This window comes from Streptosporangium sp. NPDC002544 (genome assembly GCF_040295965.1).
GTDB lineage: Bacteria > Actinomycetota > Actinomycetes > Streptosporangiales > Streptosporangiaceae > Streptosporangium.
Genome location: NZ_JBEOWJ010000018.1, coordinates 72,219 through 85,117 on the forward strand (window position 1 = coordinate 72,219; position 12,899 = coordinate 85,117).

The following is a 12,899-nucleotide window of genomic DNA, read 5'->3' on the forward strand; positions in this document are numbered from 1 at the left end:
CATTCCCACCAAACCTAACCAAGCAGTAACTTGATCCGTTATGTCACTTCGTGGGGTGGTACGGCGTGCTGTGGGCAGCCTGATCCACCGACTCTGGGCGGCGGTCCGCGCGGCCGGCGCCGTCAGCCCCGCCAGCCCTGCCGGATACCGGTTCCGGCGCCTCGGCGAGGGCGCCTGCCTGTCGTTCCCGGTCGGGGCCGTCTTCGGCGAGGCCTGGATCGAGATCGGCGACCACACCCTGATCGGCGAGCGGGTCTCCATCTCCGCGGGCATGGGTCCCGGGGTGGACCTGGGCCCGAACTCGATCGTACGGATCGGCGGAAGCTGCTCCATCGGCCGGGGCAGCCACATCGTGGGCCACCAGTCGATAGACATCGGCGACCACGTCTTCACCGGCCCGTACGTCTACATCACCGACCAGAACCACGTCTACGACGACCCCGAGATGCCGATCGGCCGTCAGTGGCCGCGCAACAACCCCGTCTCCATCGGGTCGGGATCGTGGCTGGGCACCGGCGCGATCATCCTGCCGGGCACCCGGATCGGCAGGCAGTGCGTGGTGGCGGGCGGGGCCGTGGTGCGCGGGGAGTTCCCCGACCACAGCGTGATCGCGGGCATCCCCGCCAAGGTGGTACGCCACTACGTGCCCGGCGAAGGCTGGCTGCCACCTCACCTCGGCGGCGCGGAGGCCCCCGGCTCGGAGACCCCTGGCGGCCCGGAGACCTCCGGCGGCCTGGGGGACGAGACCGCAGAGCCGACCGGCGCCCTGGCCGGACCGGCCGTGCCGCCTCCCCCCGCCGACCCCGTCCACACCGCCTGACGCTCCCCTCCGCCACGGAGATCGCGACCACCCGGTTCCACGCCCGATCACGGCACTGGACCGAACAAGGTTCTGCGACTTACGGTCACATCATGCGGACCACGATCTGTGAGAGATTCGGCGTCGAGTTCCCGCTCTTCGCCTTCAGCCACTGCCGCGACGTGGTCGCCGCGGTGACCAACGCGGGCGGATTCGGCGTGCTCGGCGCCGTCGCCTACTCCCCCGAGCAACTCGACACCGAGCTGAGCTGGATCGACGAGCGCGTCGGCGGCCGCCCGTACGGGGTGGACGTGCTCGTGCCCGGCAGGATCGACGCCTCGGCCGGCGACCGGAGCACCCGCCTCACCGACCACATCCCCCAGCGGCACCGGGACTTCGTGGCACACCTGTTCGGCAAGTACGGGGTGGGCGGGGCGGAGACGCTCAGCGGCGCGATGGTCGGCCGCGCCGACGAGATGGGGCGCCGAGTGACCAGTGAGGGCGCCACCGGGCTGATCGACGTGGCGCTCAAGCACCCGATCGGCCTCATCGCCAGCGCGCTCGGCCCGCCCCCGCCGGAGATGACGGCCAAGGCCAGGCAGGCCGGGGTGCCGGTCGCGGCGCTGGTCGGTACCGTCGAGCACGCCCGCCGCCAGGTCGCCGCCGGAGCCGACGTGATCGTGGCCCAAGGCTCCGAGGCGGGTGGCCACACCGGCGAGATCTCCACGATGGTGCTCGTCCCCCAGGTCGTGGACGCGGTGGACGTCCCGGTGCTGGCGGCCGGCGGCATCGCGGGAGGCCGCCAGATGGCCGCCGCGCTCGCGCTGGGCGCCGAGGGGGTGTGGTGCGGTTCGGTCTGGCTGACCACCGAGGAGGCCGAGACCCTGCCCCTGGTCAAGCAGAAGATGCTGGCCGCCACCTCCTCCGACACCGTGCGGTCCCGGTCGCGGACCGGCAAGCCCGCCCGGCAGCTGAGATCCGCCTGGACCGACGAGTGGGACGGGGCCCCGGAGAGTCCGGGCGCGCTGCCGATGCCGCTGCAGATGCTCCTCGCCGAGGGCGCGATGGCCAGGATCGGCAGGGCCGCCGAGAGCGGCTCCCCCGGCGCCGGGGAGCTCGCCACCTACTTCGTCGGGCAGGTCGTCGGGCAGATGAACCAGATCAGACCGGCCCGCCGGGTGGTCCACGACATGATCGAGGAGTTCGCCGCCGCCGTCGAGCGCCTCGACCGCCTCACCGGCACCTGACCGGCTCCCCCAGCCTCCCCTGCTCTCCCCTGCTCTCCCCTCCTCAGCCCCTCCTCGGGCTCCTCTGTTTCAGCTGTTTCAGCACGCCCCGGTTTCGGTGGGTTTCTCGGCCTCGGTGACGCCCGATGGACTCTTTCCGTATCCCCTCCCGGCTCACCGGAGCGGCCACCGAGACCGGAGCGATACCGGGAGAGGGAACCGAACGGGATCGCTCAGCCGCCGTGAAACGTTGGAGGAAGCAGAGAGGACAACGGAGGTGCGATGCTCGCGGCACTGACGGGCCTTGGGCTCTCCACCGCGGCCGGGCTCAACGCCTACATCCCGCTGCTGGTGGTCGGCCTGCTCGCCAACTTCACAGACCAGATACGGCTGCCGCAGGAGTTCGCCTGGCTCTCCAACGGCTGGGTGCTCGGGATCATCGGCGTGCTGCTCCTGGCGGAGTTCGTGTTCGACAAGGTCCCGGTGGTCGACAGCGTCAACGACATGATCCAGACCGTTGTCCGCCCGGCCTCCGGCGGCGTCGTCTTCAGCGCCACCGAGGCCGCGGCCCGGCTGGACGGCTCGACCTGGATGAGCCACAATCCCTGGCTCAGCTGGGTGCTGGGCATCGGGATCGCGCTGGCCGTGCACATCATGAAGACGACCGCCAGGCCCGTGGTGAACGCCACCACGGCCGGGATGGGCGCGCCCGTGGTCAGCGCCGTCGAGGACGCCGGGGCACTGGGCATCAGCCTGGTGGCGATCCTCCTGCCAGTCCTGGTCATCCTGGTGGTGGCGGGGCTGGCACTGCTCGCCTGGTGGACGACCCGCAGAATACGGCGACGGAGGCGGAGCCGAGCGGTTGATCCGAGCCTGCGATGAGGCTTCATCAGCCGGATACGACGGCGGATGGCCCCGCCCAGGCCCCCGATGAGATCTCACCGTCGGACCACGCCCCCGCCCACGTACACGACAAGTCCGCGACGAAGCCGCGGCATCCGGATCACGCCCGCGTCCCCGCCGGCCCCGCGCCACCCGACGCCCCCCCAGGGGGGAAAGTGCGGACTATGCTCTAAACATCTCGTACAACCCCCGTGGGGAGGTGGTTCCGATCGGCGAATTCCTCATGATCCTGCTGGTGATCCTGCTGTTCTTCCTTCTCCTGGGAGCAGTCGGGATCTATCTGCTGGTCAAGGTCGGCAAGAAGGCCACGAAGAAGGCCAAGAGCGTCTCCACCCGGGTCGCCTCCCACATGGCCGCGATGGGCACCGGTGACGCCGCGGAGACCGAGCGGATGCGTCTTGACCTGCGGCGCGAGGTCTCCCTGACCCGCCAGGCGGTGGACCACGCGCTGCGCGACGGGTGGGGACTGGGCGATCTGCCCCAGCTGGTGGGAGAGATCGCGGCGCACGCCGAGCAGCTCGACGCCCAGCTCGCCCACTACGCCCAGGAGCGGCGGGTCTCGCCCTACATCGATCACACGGCGCTGGGCCGCCTGCGCGAGCACCACGCCAAGCTGACCACGTCCTGCGCCCGGATCAGGGCCGACCTGCGCAACGACCAGATGGCGCACTCGGCCGGGGGCATCGACCAGATCCAGGACCGCACCGACCTGGAGATCGAGGCCCGCCGCCGTGCCCCCGACCCGCTGGACCAGATCGACGAGCTCTACAAACGCACCACGATCAACCGCTCCCTCCCCGAAGACCTCCGCTGACCGATCCCGGAGCCCTCCGGGTAGGAAAACCCGCCTCCGACGATGTGCACTGACCGCCCTCAAACCATCGGCGCCTGCGGTGCTCTCGGTTGACCTGCGGCCCGCCTACCGAAGGTGCCAGCATGACTCCGTAAAGTCATGTTCCGGAGTATCGCCGAAGGCGAGGTTCGCCGCGTGAAAGTCCTCTTCCCCGATCGGTTCCGTCCAGGACCGACCGGCGGCTGGACCGCCGACATGCTCGATCATCTCCCTCCGAACTCGCCCCGGCATGTCGAACTGATCGACGGGGCGCTGATCGTGAGGCCGCCACAGACCGCCTTTCATATGTTCATGATCGCGCTCTTCGAGCGGACGCTCATCTCCCCAGGCGACCTCATGGTCGTTCGGGAGATGACCGTGACCCTGGGACTCCGGCAGCGGCCGGAACCCGACATCATGCTGGTGGCGAGTTCGGCGTTGACGAGTCTGAGAACCACCTCGTTCAAGCCGGAGGACGTGCACCTGGTGGTCGAGGTGGTGTCCCCCGAGTCACTGGAACGAGACCGCACCACCAAGCCGATCAAATACTCCGACGCCGGGATCAGGTATCTCTGGCGCGTGGAGCAGGAGGACGACAGGCCCGTCGTCTACACCTTCGAACTGGAACCCTCCGTCAAGGCGTACGTCCCGACGGGCATCCACCGGAGGCGGTTGAAGACGGACATCGGCTTCGAGGTCGACATCGACCTCGACCTCGGTAGGTTCATCGGTTCGGAAAGTTTGTGAAGTCGGCGTAGAGACCGGCGAGGTCGTCGTATGTGGCGCCGGTGTTGATGCGGGCGCGCAGGGCCTGGGCCTCGGCGGTGGTGGGGAGGAATCCGTCGAGCAGCGCGGGCAGGCCGAGGCGCCAGCCGAGCAGGGCGCGTGGTGACTGCCGGTGGCCCGCGCGGATCACCGAGACGCCGACCCTGATCGCGTGCTCGTTGCCGGGTGGGACGTTCGGGCGGTCGGTCTCGATCGCCGAGTAGCGGAAGCCGTCGGCGAGGTCGCACGGCGGGCAGCCCCGTGGCCCCCTGCCCAGCGGGGCCCCGCAGCCGGAGCAGGTAGCCGGTCGAGGGCGCCGTCGACGACCCGCCAGTCGTGCCGGTCAGGCTCGTCGGCGACCATCTCGGCGATCGCCGACTCCTCTTCGGCAGGTAGCCCGGCCACACCGAACCGGTCCCGGAGGAACACCCGCCAGCCGTCCTCGACGATCCGGTCGACCAGCGCCGCGCACCGGTCGCAGCCGGGCGCCCCGCCGTACTCCCAGCAGCCGCAGCCGGCACATCGTCGCATCCCGCAACCGTATCCGGCCGCATCGCCGACGGGCGAGCCGTTTTCACACCGGCCTCACACCGCCCCGGCCGCCCGCCTCGCCTCGTTCTCCTGGCCCGGGTCGTCCTCGCGGTGAGCCACCGGTGGCTTCCGAAGGCGAGGGACACGTTCACGCCTGTGTCAGGAGACGCCGGCCTCGCGCATGTCGCGGACCTCTCGTTTGAGCTCCTTGATCTCGTCGCGGAGCCGGGCGGCGACCTCGAACTGCAGGTCGGCGGCGGCCTGGTGCATCTGCTCGGTGAGCGACTCCATCAGCGCCTCCAGCTGGGCCCTGGGCATCTCTCCGGCGATCGCCCTGGCATGCTGGCCCGCCTGCTTGACCGCGAAACCGGGGACGGGTGCCTTGCCGCGCGACTGCTGGCGACCGCTGCCGCCGAGCAGCTGGGCGGTGTCGGCATCCTCCCGGTTGAGCGAGTCGAGGATGTCGGCGATCTTCTTGCGGAGCGGCTGCGGGTCGATGCCGTTGGCCTCGTTGTAGGCGATCTGCTTGGCCCGGCGGCGGTTGGTCTCGTCGATCGCCCGCTCCATGGAGGGGGTGATCCGGTCGGCGTACATGTGCACCTGGCCGGAGACGTTTCTGGCCGCGCGGCCGATGGTCTGGATCAGGGAGGTCTCCGAACGGAGGAAGCCCTCCTTGTCGGCGTCGAGGATGGCCACCAGCGACACCTCGGGCAGGTCGAGGCCCTCGCGGAGCAGGTTGATGCCGACCAGCACGTCGAACTCGCCCATCCGCAGCTCGCGCAGGAGCTCGATGCGGCGCAGGGTGTCGACCTCGCTGTGCAGGTAGCGGACCCGGATGCCGAGCTCCAGCAGGTAGTCGGTGAGGTCCTCGGACATCTTCTTGGTCAGCGTGGTGACCAGGACCCGCTCGTCCTTCTCGGTGCGGGTGCGGATCTCGTGGATCAGGTCGTCGATCTGCGACTTGGTCGGCTTGACGATCACCTCGGGGTCGATCAGGCCGGTCGGCCGGATGACCTGCTCGACCACGTCGCCCTTGGAGCGGCCCAGCTCATAGGGTCCCGGGGTGGCCGACAGGTAGACCGTCTGGCCGATCCGCTCCAGGAACTCCTCCCACCTCAGCGGGCGGTTGTCCATCGCGGACGGCAGGCGAAAGCCGTGGTCGACGAGCGTGCGCTTGCGGGAGGCGTCTCCCTCGTACATCGCGCCGATCTGCGGGACGGTCTGGTGGGACTCGTCCAGGACCAGCAGGAAGTCCTCGGGGAAGTAGTCGAGCAGGGTGTTGGGCGCGCTGCCCGGCTCGCGGCCGTCCATGTGGCGCGAGTAGTTCTCGATGCCGGAGCAGGTGCCGATCTGGCGCATCATCTCCAGGTCGTAGGTGGTGCGCATGCGCAGCCGCTGGGCCTCAAGGAGCTTGCCCTGGCGCTCCATGGTCTCCAGTGTCTCGGCCAGCTCGGCCTCGATGCCCCGGACGGCGCTCTCCATCCGCTCGGCGCCCGCGACGTAGTGGGAGGCCGGGAAGATGTAGAGCTCGGTGTCCTCGGTGATCACCTCGCCGGTCAGCGGGTGCATGGTCGAGAGCTTCTCGATCTCGTCACCGAACATCTCGATGCGGACGGCGAGCTCCTCGTACTTGGGGATGATCTCGACGGTGTCGCCGCGCACCCGGAAGGTGCCCCGGGTGAAGGCCATGTCGTTGCGGGTGTACTGCATGTCGACGAGGCGGCGGAGCAGGCTGTCGCGCTCGATCTCCTGGCCGACCTTGAGCCTGACCATGCGGTCGACGTACTCCTGCGGGGTGCCCAGGCCGTAGATGCACGAGACCGAGGCGACCACGATCGTGTCGCGGCGGGTCAGCAGCGAGTTGGTCGCCGAGTGGCGCAGCCGCTCGACCTCCTCGTTGATCGAGGAGTCCTTCTCGATGTAGGTGTCGCTCTGCGGGACGTATGCCTCGGGCTGGTAGTAGTCGTAGTAGGAGACGAAGTACTCGACCGCGTTGTTGGGCATCATCTCGCGCAGTTCGTTGGCGAACTGCGCGGCGAGCGTCTTGTTGGGCTGGATGACCAGGGTGGGCCGCTGGAGGCGCTCGATCAGCCAGGCGACCGTGGCGGTCTTGCCCGTACCCGTGGCGCCCAGCAGGACGTTGTCCTTGTCACCCGCCTTGACGCGCCGTTCGAGCTCGGCGATCGCGGTGGGCTGGTCGCCCGAAGGGGTCATGTCGGTGACGACCTCGAAGGGGGCCACCTTGCGCTGCAAATCTGTTACCGGCCTCACCTGTTCCACTGTAGGCGGCGTGACCGACAATCCTTCTCCGTAGGGGTGCCACTCTGGCGACCTCGCGTAATCAACTGTCGCCTATTTGGCTGTGGTTGAGCTCGTGGTCGTCACGGGGAGTGGTCGTCGCCTGGGGCGGGGCGCGGCGCTGGCCGATCGCCTGGCCTGGTCCGCCCAAGCCCCTCGCGGCCAAGCCCGCGTCCGCACGCCGGTTCGCGGCGAGGTGCTGGCCACGATCACCGAGGAGATCGGCCTCGCGCCGCGCTGCCCGTCGAGCGGGCCGCCCAGGAGCACACCGAACGCGCCCAAGCCCAGCGCGCTCAGGCCGAGCGAGCCGCCCGGCCGAGGCCTCGCCGCGACCCCTCGCGCGGGCGGGGTGGCCGAGGCCGATAGCCACTAGAGCGAACAGAACAACACGAAGGAACGAGCAGTCAGCACCACACAGCAGAATCACGGGGTGCTCCTGTCCTGGTGAGGGCATAGAAAGTGCTTGACTCACCCTGTCTAGGGCGTATGGTCCGATCGGGACGGTTTCTTACCGGTTCGCCGGTGAGGTGGTCACGCTGGGGGTGTAGGCGGGCTGCTCGTCGACGAGTGGCGCGACGAGGTGCAGCGCATGCCAAACGCCAGCCAGTGGGTGGCGCGGGACCCGATCACTGGAGAGATACGACATCGACGCCGGTAACCATTCATTGACTAGCCCTATGGAGTGCGTACAACGGATTGTCGTCGGCCGCACGGGTGACCTCCCGGCGTGGTTACTCACCGGCATGTTCCGCCTCCGCTACGAGGTGTTCTACGAACGCCTCCGCTGGGACGTCGACAGCCTCCACGGAATGGAGCGAGACTCCTACGACGACTGCGATCCGGTCTATGTGATCAGCCATGGGGAGGTCTGCCGGGAGGTCACGGGGTGCTGTCGGCTCCTGCCCACCGACGGTCCTTATATGATCCCCGACGTCTTCTCCGAGACGTTGCGCGGCGCCCCCGCTCCTCGCGATCCGAGCATCTGGGAGCTCAGCCGCCTGGCCACTGGCCGGGCCTGGCCCCGCACTACGGCAGCGGGTTTCGGCCCGCTTGCCCTTGCGCTGCTCCGGGACGCGTTTCGCTGGGTTGATCGGTACGGTGACACGGTGGTCGCGGTCTCAGGCGTGGCCTTGGAACGGCGCCTGCATGTCATGGGTGTTCCCACCCGGCGTTTCGGTGACGGCAGGGCGACACGCCTTGGCCGGCTTCTGTGTTCCGCCTATGCCGTCTCAACCCAGGCCTTCCTTGAGAACGCGCCTGCCGCGCCGACGGCGGCGACGATTCCCTGCCAGGACGAGTCCTAGCCCCCGCCTCCAGCACGGAGGACGGGGGCGCCGGGGCGGCGAGAATCAGCGGGTCTTCTGTGATTTTTCTGTCCGGTTTTTTCGGGCTGTTTTCGGTGAGCGCCCCGGTCGCCCTTGCCTGGCGGCCTCCTTCGGGGGTGTCATTCGTCGGTGGGCAAGTTCTCGATGGCGGCGCGGCGCTCGTCCTCCGACGGCAGCGTGTATCGGCGGGCGGTCTCGATGTCGTCAGGCGCCGGCCGCGGGCGTTGACGAACAGCGCAACCTCCCCGGCCGCCGGAACGCGCTGGGCCATCCACGCCTCCAGGCCCTCCACTCGGGTCCGTGTCACCAGCCGCCAAGTAGAGCGTTCGCGCAGGTCGTGAGCGTCTCAGAACCATTTCTTAGAACGTTCCGGTTCTGAGAGGAGTCCTGCGAGTGGCGACCTGGGCGAACGTCTCGCCGAACGAAGGTGCCGCTGACCTCGCACAATCAGTCATTTGTGAGAACCACGCACAGCAGCGGCCGTGTGCGGTCAGCTGGCACTCAGGACCGACAATTTTTCCTGTCTTGACAATTATTCCTTTCGGTTGAACACTGAAGTGGTATCCGACGCAGCCGTGGTCGAAAACCGACCACAGACGCAAACGGCCATCCACCCCTCGGCAAGGAGACCGACGTGTCCAGATCTACCTCGATCACCCCTGACCACGGGCCGATCACGACCAGCCGTCGCGCGCTGTGGTTGCCGGGCCTCGCATTCGCCGCGGGAGGTGCTGTCGCCGCGACGGTGGTCGCCGCTGCGGCGGACACCTTCGGCGTGTCGCTTGAGATCGGCGGTGAGCGAATACCACTGCCGGGCTTCACGCAGCTTGCATTTGTGTTCTCTGTCGTGGGCGTCGCGCTGGCAGCCTCCTTCCGGAGGTGGTCAGATCGGCCCGCCCGGGCGTTCGTCCGAACAGCCGTCGCGCTGTTGGCGGTGTCTCTTCTGCCCGACTTCCTGGTCCCCGATACTGACGCCGCTACGCGGGTGACGCTGATCCTCACCCACATCGCGGTCGCTGCCATCGTCATTCCGGGGCTCCGTTCCCGCCTGCGATAGCTGCCGCACGCACCTGGGAAGCAGCACCGTGCTCCGCGTCGTCCACAGCGGCCTGCTCGGTGACGACAGGCAGGACGAGTACGACGCCCTGCGCCGCGGCCGGCCCTTCCACCTCCACACGCTGCGCGAGTACCTGGCCCACTTCCCCGGACGCACGACGGTCCCCGTCTTCGCCTTCGCGCCGTCGCAGGGCAGGTGTCGGCGCAGGAGACCCGGGCGACACTCACCCGTGGGCTGTCGCTGCCGGCCCCGGCCGCCGTAGGCGACCGGGCACATGCCGAGCCGGCGGGGCTGCCGCCGCTGAACGGCGATGTGGTCTGGGCCGACGACGAGCGCATCGAGGTCCGCACCACCGACGCGATCCACACCTTCCACCACGGCCCCGGCACCGCACTGATGTTCCACCACCTGTTCGGGCCGGACACGCACGGAGCAGAGGCCGCCTGGCAGCACTGGCTGACCGGCCTCCTCCGCTGCCCCCCGGACACCCCACCGAGCCCCCGCCCCTCGGACACCCCCGAAGCGGCGGTGAGCAAGACAGAACACCACACACCCGAAGGAAATCACCATGCGTACTCTGATCAGCTCCGCCTTCATCTCACTCGACGGCGTCGTGGAGGGCCCGGGCGGCGAGCCCGGCTACCGCAACACCGGATGGACCTTCAAGGAGGTCGAGTTCGCCCCCGAGGCGTTCGAGATCAAGGGGCGGGAGCAGCAGGAGGCCACCGCGGTCCTGATGGGCCGGGTCAGCTACGAGGCGTTCAGCCCGGTGTGGCCGGACATGGAGGAGTTCGCGCACTACAAGACGATGCCGAAGTACGTCGTCTCCACCACCCTCACCGACGACAAGCTCGTCTCCAACTGGGGCGAGACGACCATCCTTCGCTCCCTGGACGAGGTCGCCGCCCTCAAGGAGACCGACGGCGGCCCGATCATCGTCCACGGCAGCGCCTCGCTGAACAACAGCCTCGCCGACGCGGGCCTCATCGACCGCTACCACCTCCTCGTCTACCCGCTGCTGCTCGGCGCCGGCAAGCGCCTGTTCCCCGCCACCGACAAGGACACCCAGAAGCTCAAGCTCATCGAGCACGAGGCTTACAGCAACGGCCTGCAGAAGCAGGTCTTCGACGTCCTCCGCTGAGGGCGCTCCGGTCATCTAGGCGCCGTCGTCCAGGTCTTCCCCGGCGGCGGCGCCTGGGTCGCACAGCGGACACAGGCCCTGGCCGGGCCCGCTGGCCTTGATGCTGAACAGATAGCGACCCAGGAAGTTGATGGGCCGGTCCTTGAGCGGGGAGAGCCGGGCGACGTCCTCGTCCTTGATGTCGTGGCCCTCGGCACCACCACCCCCGGCGGCCGCCTCGTCTTCCACGTCTTCGCCGCGCTCGCCGAGTTCATCCGCGAACTCATCGTGGAAGGCACCCACGAGGGTCTGACCGCCGCGAAGGCTCGTGGCGTCCGACTCGGCCGCCCGCCCGCGATGACCCTCGAGCAGGTCCGGCACGCCCGCGCCTTGCTCACCCAGCCCGACGCCACCGTGTCCTCGATCGCCCGGCTGCTGAACGTCAGCCGGTCCACGATCTACAAGTACGTGTCCGAACTCGCGATGGGCCGCCCTGCCGTCGAACAGCCAACAGCGCGAGCCGAGCTAGAAGCGGAAAGCGGGCACTGATTCGTTCACGAGAACGTCTCTTCCTGCGGTTTCTTTTAGGGCTCTTGCGAGCGGCCCTGATCGCCAATACCGCGCCAAGCACAACGCCGGCCAGGCAGACGATGATCACGGGATTGACATGGCCGGGCACGAGATGTCGGGGAGTCTTACCAGGCAGCGGCCACGCGCGAGATCACGGAAGAATTAGGCGTCGACGTACCGGTGCATGAAGTGGTCAAGTTCCTGTGCCACGGCGAGATCGGCTCGTACTGGCTCGGGGTGCACGAAGCGGTCATCACCGGCGACGTCTCGCCCGATCCCAATGCGGTGAGCTGGGTGGGCTGGCTGACGAGCGCCGAGTTGAGCGAAGCCGTGAGGCAGCACCGGTTCATTCCAGACGGGCAGGAGGCACTCCGCCGATACCAGTCCCGTAAGTCCGACATCGCAGAGCGTTATCAAAAGCTCATGATCACACGGATTCGTCGTCAGGTACGGTTCCAGCCGGATAAGCCGTGTCCATAAATCTTGCTACCAGGGTGTTCGACCGGTGAGAAGATCGGGGGTGCTCCGAATAGCAAACGCAGTACTCGCAAGATTACCGGAACCGCTGCACGCACTTGCGCTGAAGCACCGCGAACTGCTGAAGTTCGCGGTGGTGGGCGGAACAGCGTTCTTAGTGGACAACACGGTGTTCTACGGGCTGAAGCTGACCATTTTGGAACCGAAGCCGGTGACCGCGAAAATCATCGCGGTGCTCGTGGCGACGATCGTGTCCTACGTGTTGAACCGCGAATGGTCGTTCCGGACCAGGGGCGGCCACGAGCGCCGTCACGAGGCGGCACTGTTCTTCCTGGTCAGTGGCGTCGGTCTAGTGCTCAGCTCCGCGCCGCTATGGATCTCCCGGTACGTATTTCGCCTGGAGACCCCGGATGTGAGCCTGGTGACCCAGGAGATCGCCGACTTCATGAGCGCGCAGATCATCGGCACGCTGATCGCCATGGTCTTCCGCTTCTGGGCGCTCCGGAAGTGGGTCTTCCCCGACGAGAAGGTCCAGTCCGGCAGCGTGCGGCTGGCTCCCACTCCCGATTCCACGGACGAGGCGGCTTGATGGCAGCGAATCCAGAAGCCGTTTCGGCGGTTGGACTGCTTCATGCCGCTGCTGCGCCCCACGAGCCCGGCCCCGCGGATGACCGCCGAACAGATAGCGAACAAAAGTCCCGTAAGTCCGACATCACGGAGCGTTACCAAAGCTCATGATCACGCGGACTTGCTTGGACAGTGCTCACGATCAGCCGCACTTGCTCACGGAATCGCGGATCCTACACGTCAGCCAGCACAGCACCGGGTCGCCGAACGACCCGGTGCCCTTTTGCCTGTGCGCTCTCATCTTGGTGATCGAGCTGCGATCTCCAGGTTTGGCGGCCCATGACACGCTGGTTAACTGCACCCCAACTCCCGAAATCGTCGGTGCGGCGGCGTAGGCGCTCCATCTCAGTGGCCGACGCGCTGGCCCGC

15 protein-coding genes and 2 pseudogenes are annotated in these 12,899 nt (G+C 68.1%); 14 read left to right on the plus strand and 3 right to left on the minus strand.

Annotated features, from left to right (window positions below; genetic code table 11):
* Positions 1-40 precede the first annotated feature (40 nt).
* From ABT061_RS26270 to ABT061_RS26290, 5 genes are all read left to right on the plus strand, one after another.
* The gene (locus ABT061_RS26270) at positions 41-820 is read left to right on the plus strand and encodes an acyltransferase (protein ID WP_350922638.1); all 780 of its coding nucleotides are present in this window, start codon (positions 41-43) and stop codon (positions 818-820) included.
* 92 nt (positions 821-912) lie between these two features.
* Positions 913-2,046, plus strand: a complete 1,134-nt coding sequence (locus ABT061_RS26275) for an NAD(P)H-dependent flavin oxidoreductase (RefSeq protein ID WP_350922640.1) — start codon at positions 913-915, stop codon at positions 2,044-2,046.
* Between the two features lie 261 nt (positions 2,047-2,307).
* Complete coding sequence (locus ABT061_RS26280; RefSeq protein WP_350922643.1) at positions 2,308-2,907, plus strand: DUF4126 domain-containing protein; 600 nt, start codon at positions 2,308-2,310, stop codon at positions 2,905-2,907.
* Between the two features lie 220 nt (positions 2,908-3,127).
* Entirely contained in the window at positions 3,128-3,742 is a 615-nt protein-coding gene (locus ABT061_RS26285) for a hypothetical protein (RefSeq protein WP_350922645.1), read from the plus strand.
* 174 nt (positions 3,743-3,916) lie between these two features.
* Positions 3,917-4,507: a Uma2 family endonuclease gene (locus ABT061_RS26290; protein ID WP_350922647.1), complete on the plus strand. Its 591-nt coding sequence runs from the start codon at positions 3,917-3,919 to the stop codon at positions 4,505-4,507.
* On the opposite strand, the gene ABT061_RS26295 is transcribed toward ABT061_RS26290, so the two are convergent.
* The 3 genes from ABT061_RS26295 to uvrB all read right to left on the minus strand — a co-directional run bounded on the left by ABT061_RS26295 (position 4,485) and on the right by uvrB (position 7,327).
* A complete protein-coding gene (locus tag ABT061_RS26295; RefSeq protein ID WP_350922650.1) occupies positions 4,485-4,676 on the minus strand; it encodes a hypothetical protein in 192 nt (63 codons plus the stop codon). The genes ABT061_RS26290 and ABT061_RS26295 overlap by 23 nt on opposite strands.
* A complete protein-coding gene (locus ABT061_RS26300) occupies positions 4,673-5,056 on the minus strand; it encodes a hypothetical protein (RefSeq protein WP_350922652.1) in 384 nt (127 codons plus the stop codon). The genes ABT061_RS26295 and ABT061_RS26300 overlap by 4 nt, the downstream gene beginning before the upstream one ends.
* A 159-nt stretch (positions 5,057-5,215) precedes the next feature.
* Positions 5,216-7,327: an excinuclease ABC subunit UvrB gene (uvrB, locus tag ABT061_RS26305; RefSeq protein WP_350922654.1), complete on the minus strand. Its 2,112-nt coding sequence runs from the start codon at positions 7,325-7,327 to the stop codon at positions 5,216-5,218.
* An 85-nt stretch (positions 7,328-7,412) separates the two neighbouring features.
* On the opposite strand from uvrB, the gene ABT061_RS26310 reads away from it, so the two are divergent.
* The 9 genes and pseudogenes from ABT061_RS26310 to ABT061_RS26350 all read left to right on the plus strand — a co-directional run bounded on the left by ABT061_RS26310 (position 7,413) and on the right by ABT061_RS26350 (position 12,492).
* Positions 7,413-7,727 carry a hypothetical protein gene (locus ABT061_RS26310; RefSeq protein WP_350922657.1) on the plus strand — a complete coding sequence of 105 codons (315 nt, stop codon included), beginning with the start codon at positions 7,413-7,415 and terminating at the stop codon, positions 7,725-7,727.
* A 370-nt stretch (positions 7,728-8,097) separates the two neighbouring features.
* Positions 8,098-8,658: an acyl-homoserine-lactone synthase gene (locus ABT061_RS26315; protein WP_350922660.1), complete on the plus strand. Its 561-nt coding sequence runs from the start codon at positions 8,098-8,100 to the stop codon at positions 8,656-8,658.
* Between the two features lie 655 nt (positions 8,659-9,313).
* Positions 9,314-9,736: a DUF6069 family protein gene (locus tag ABT061_RS26320; RefSeq protein WP_350922663.1), complete on the plus strand. Its 423-nt coding sequence runs from the start codon at positions 9,314-9,316 to the stop codon at positions 9,734-9,736.
* 28 nt (positions 9,737-9,764) lie between these two features.
* Positions 9,765-9,998: a hypothetical protein gene (locus ABT061_RS26325; RefSeq protein ID WP_350922666.1), complete on the plus strand. Its 234-nt coding sequence runs from the start codon at positions 9,765-9,767 to the stop codon at positions 9,996-9,998.
* A gap of 306 nt (positions 9,999-10,304) precedes the next feature.
* Positions 10,305-10,877: a dihydrofolate reductase family protein gene (locus tag ABT061_RS26330; RefSeq protein ID WP_350922669.1), complete on the plus strand. Its 573-nt coding sequence runs from the start codon at positions 10,305-10,307 to the stop codon at positions 10,875-10,877.
* Positions 10,878-11,060: 183 nt separating this feature from the next.
* Positions 11,061-11,132 (plus strand): annotated as a pseudogene (locus ABT061_RS26335) (recombinase family protein); the annotation flags it as partial.
* 81 nt (positions 11,133-11,213) lie between these two features.
* Complete coding sequence (locus ABT061_RS26340; RefSeq protein WP_350922895.1) at positions 11,214-11,405, plus strand: helix-turn-helix domain-containing protein; 192 nt, start codon at positions 11,214-11,216, stop codon at positions 11,403-11,405.
* A gap of 144 nt (positions 11,406-11,549) precedes the next feature.
* Positions 11,550-11,906 (plus strand): annotated as a pseudogene (locus tag ABT061_RS26345) (NUDIX hydrolase); the annotation flags it as partial.
* A gap of 40 nt (positions 11,907-11,946) precedes the next feature.
* Complete coding sequence (locus ABT061_RS26350) at positions 11,947-12,492, plus strand: GtrA family protein (protein WP_350922671.1); 546 nt, start codon at positions 11,947-11,949, stop codon at positions 12,490-12,492.
* Positions 12,493-12,899 lie beyond the last annotated feature (407 nt).

Excerpts from the sequence above, each read along its gene's own strand:
- ABT061_RS26270 (WP_350922638.1), top strand. The coding sequence starts at position 41 with ATGTCACTTCGTGGGGTGGTACGGCGTGCTGTGGGCAGCCTGATCCAC.
- ABT061_RS26275 (WP_350922640.1), top strand. The coding sequence starts at position 913 with ATGCGGACCACGATCTGTGAGAGATTCGGCGTCGAGTTCCCGCTCTTC.
- ABT061_RS26280 (WP_350922643.1), top strand. The coding sequence starts at position 2,308 with ATGCTCGCGGCACTGACGGGCCTTGGGCTCTCCACCGCGGCCGGGCTC.
- ABT061_RS26300 (WP_350922652.1), bottom strand. The coding sequence starts at position 5,056 with ATGCGACGATGTGCCGGCTGCGGCTGCTGGGAGTACGGCGGGGCGCCC.
- ABT061_RS26315 (WP_350922660.1), top strand. The coding sequence starts at position 8,098 with ATGTTCCGCCTCCGCTACGAGGTGTTCTACGAACGCCTCCGCTGGGAC.
- ABT061_RS26330 (WP_350922669.1), top strand. The coding sequence starts at position 10,305 with ATGCGTACTCTGATCAGCTCCGCCTTCATCTCACTCGACGGCGTCGTG.
- ABT061_RS26340 (WP_350922895.1), top strand. The coding sequence starts at position 11,214 with ATGACCCTCGAGCAGGTCCGGCACGCCCGCGCCTTGCTCACCCAGCCC.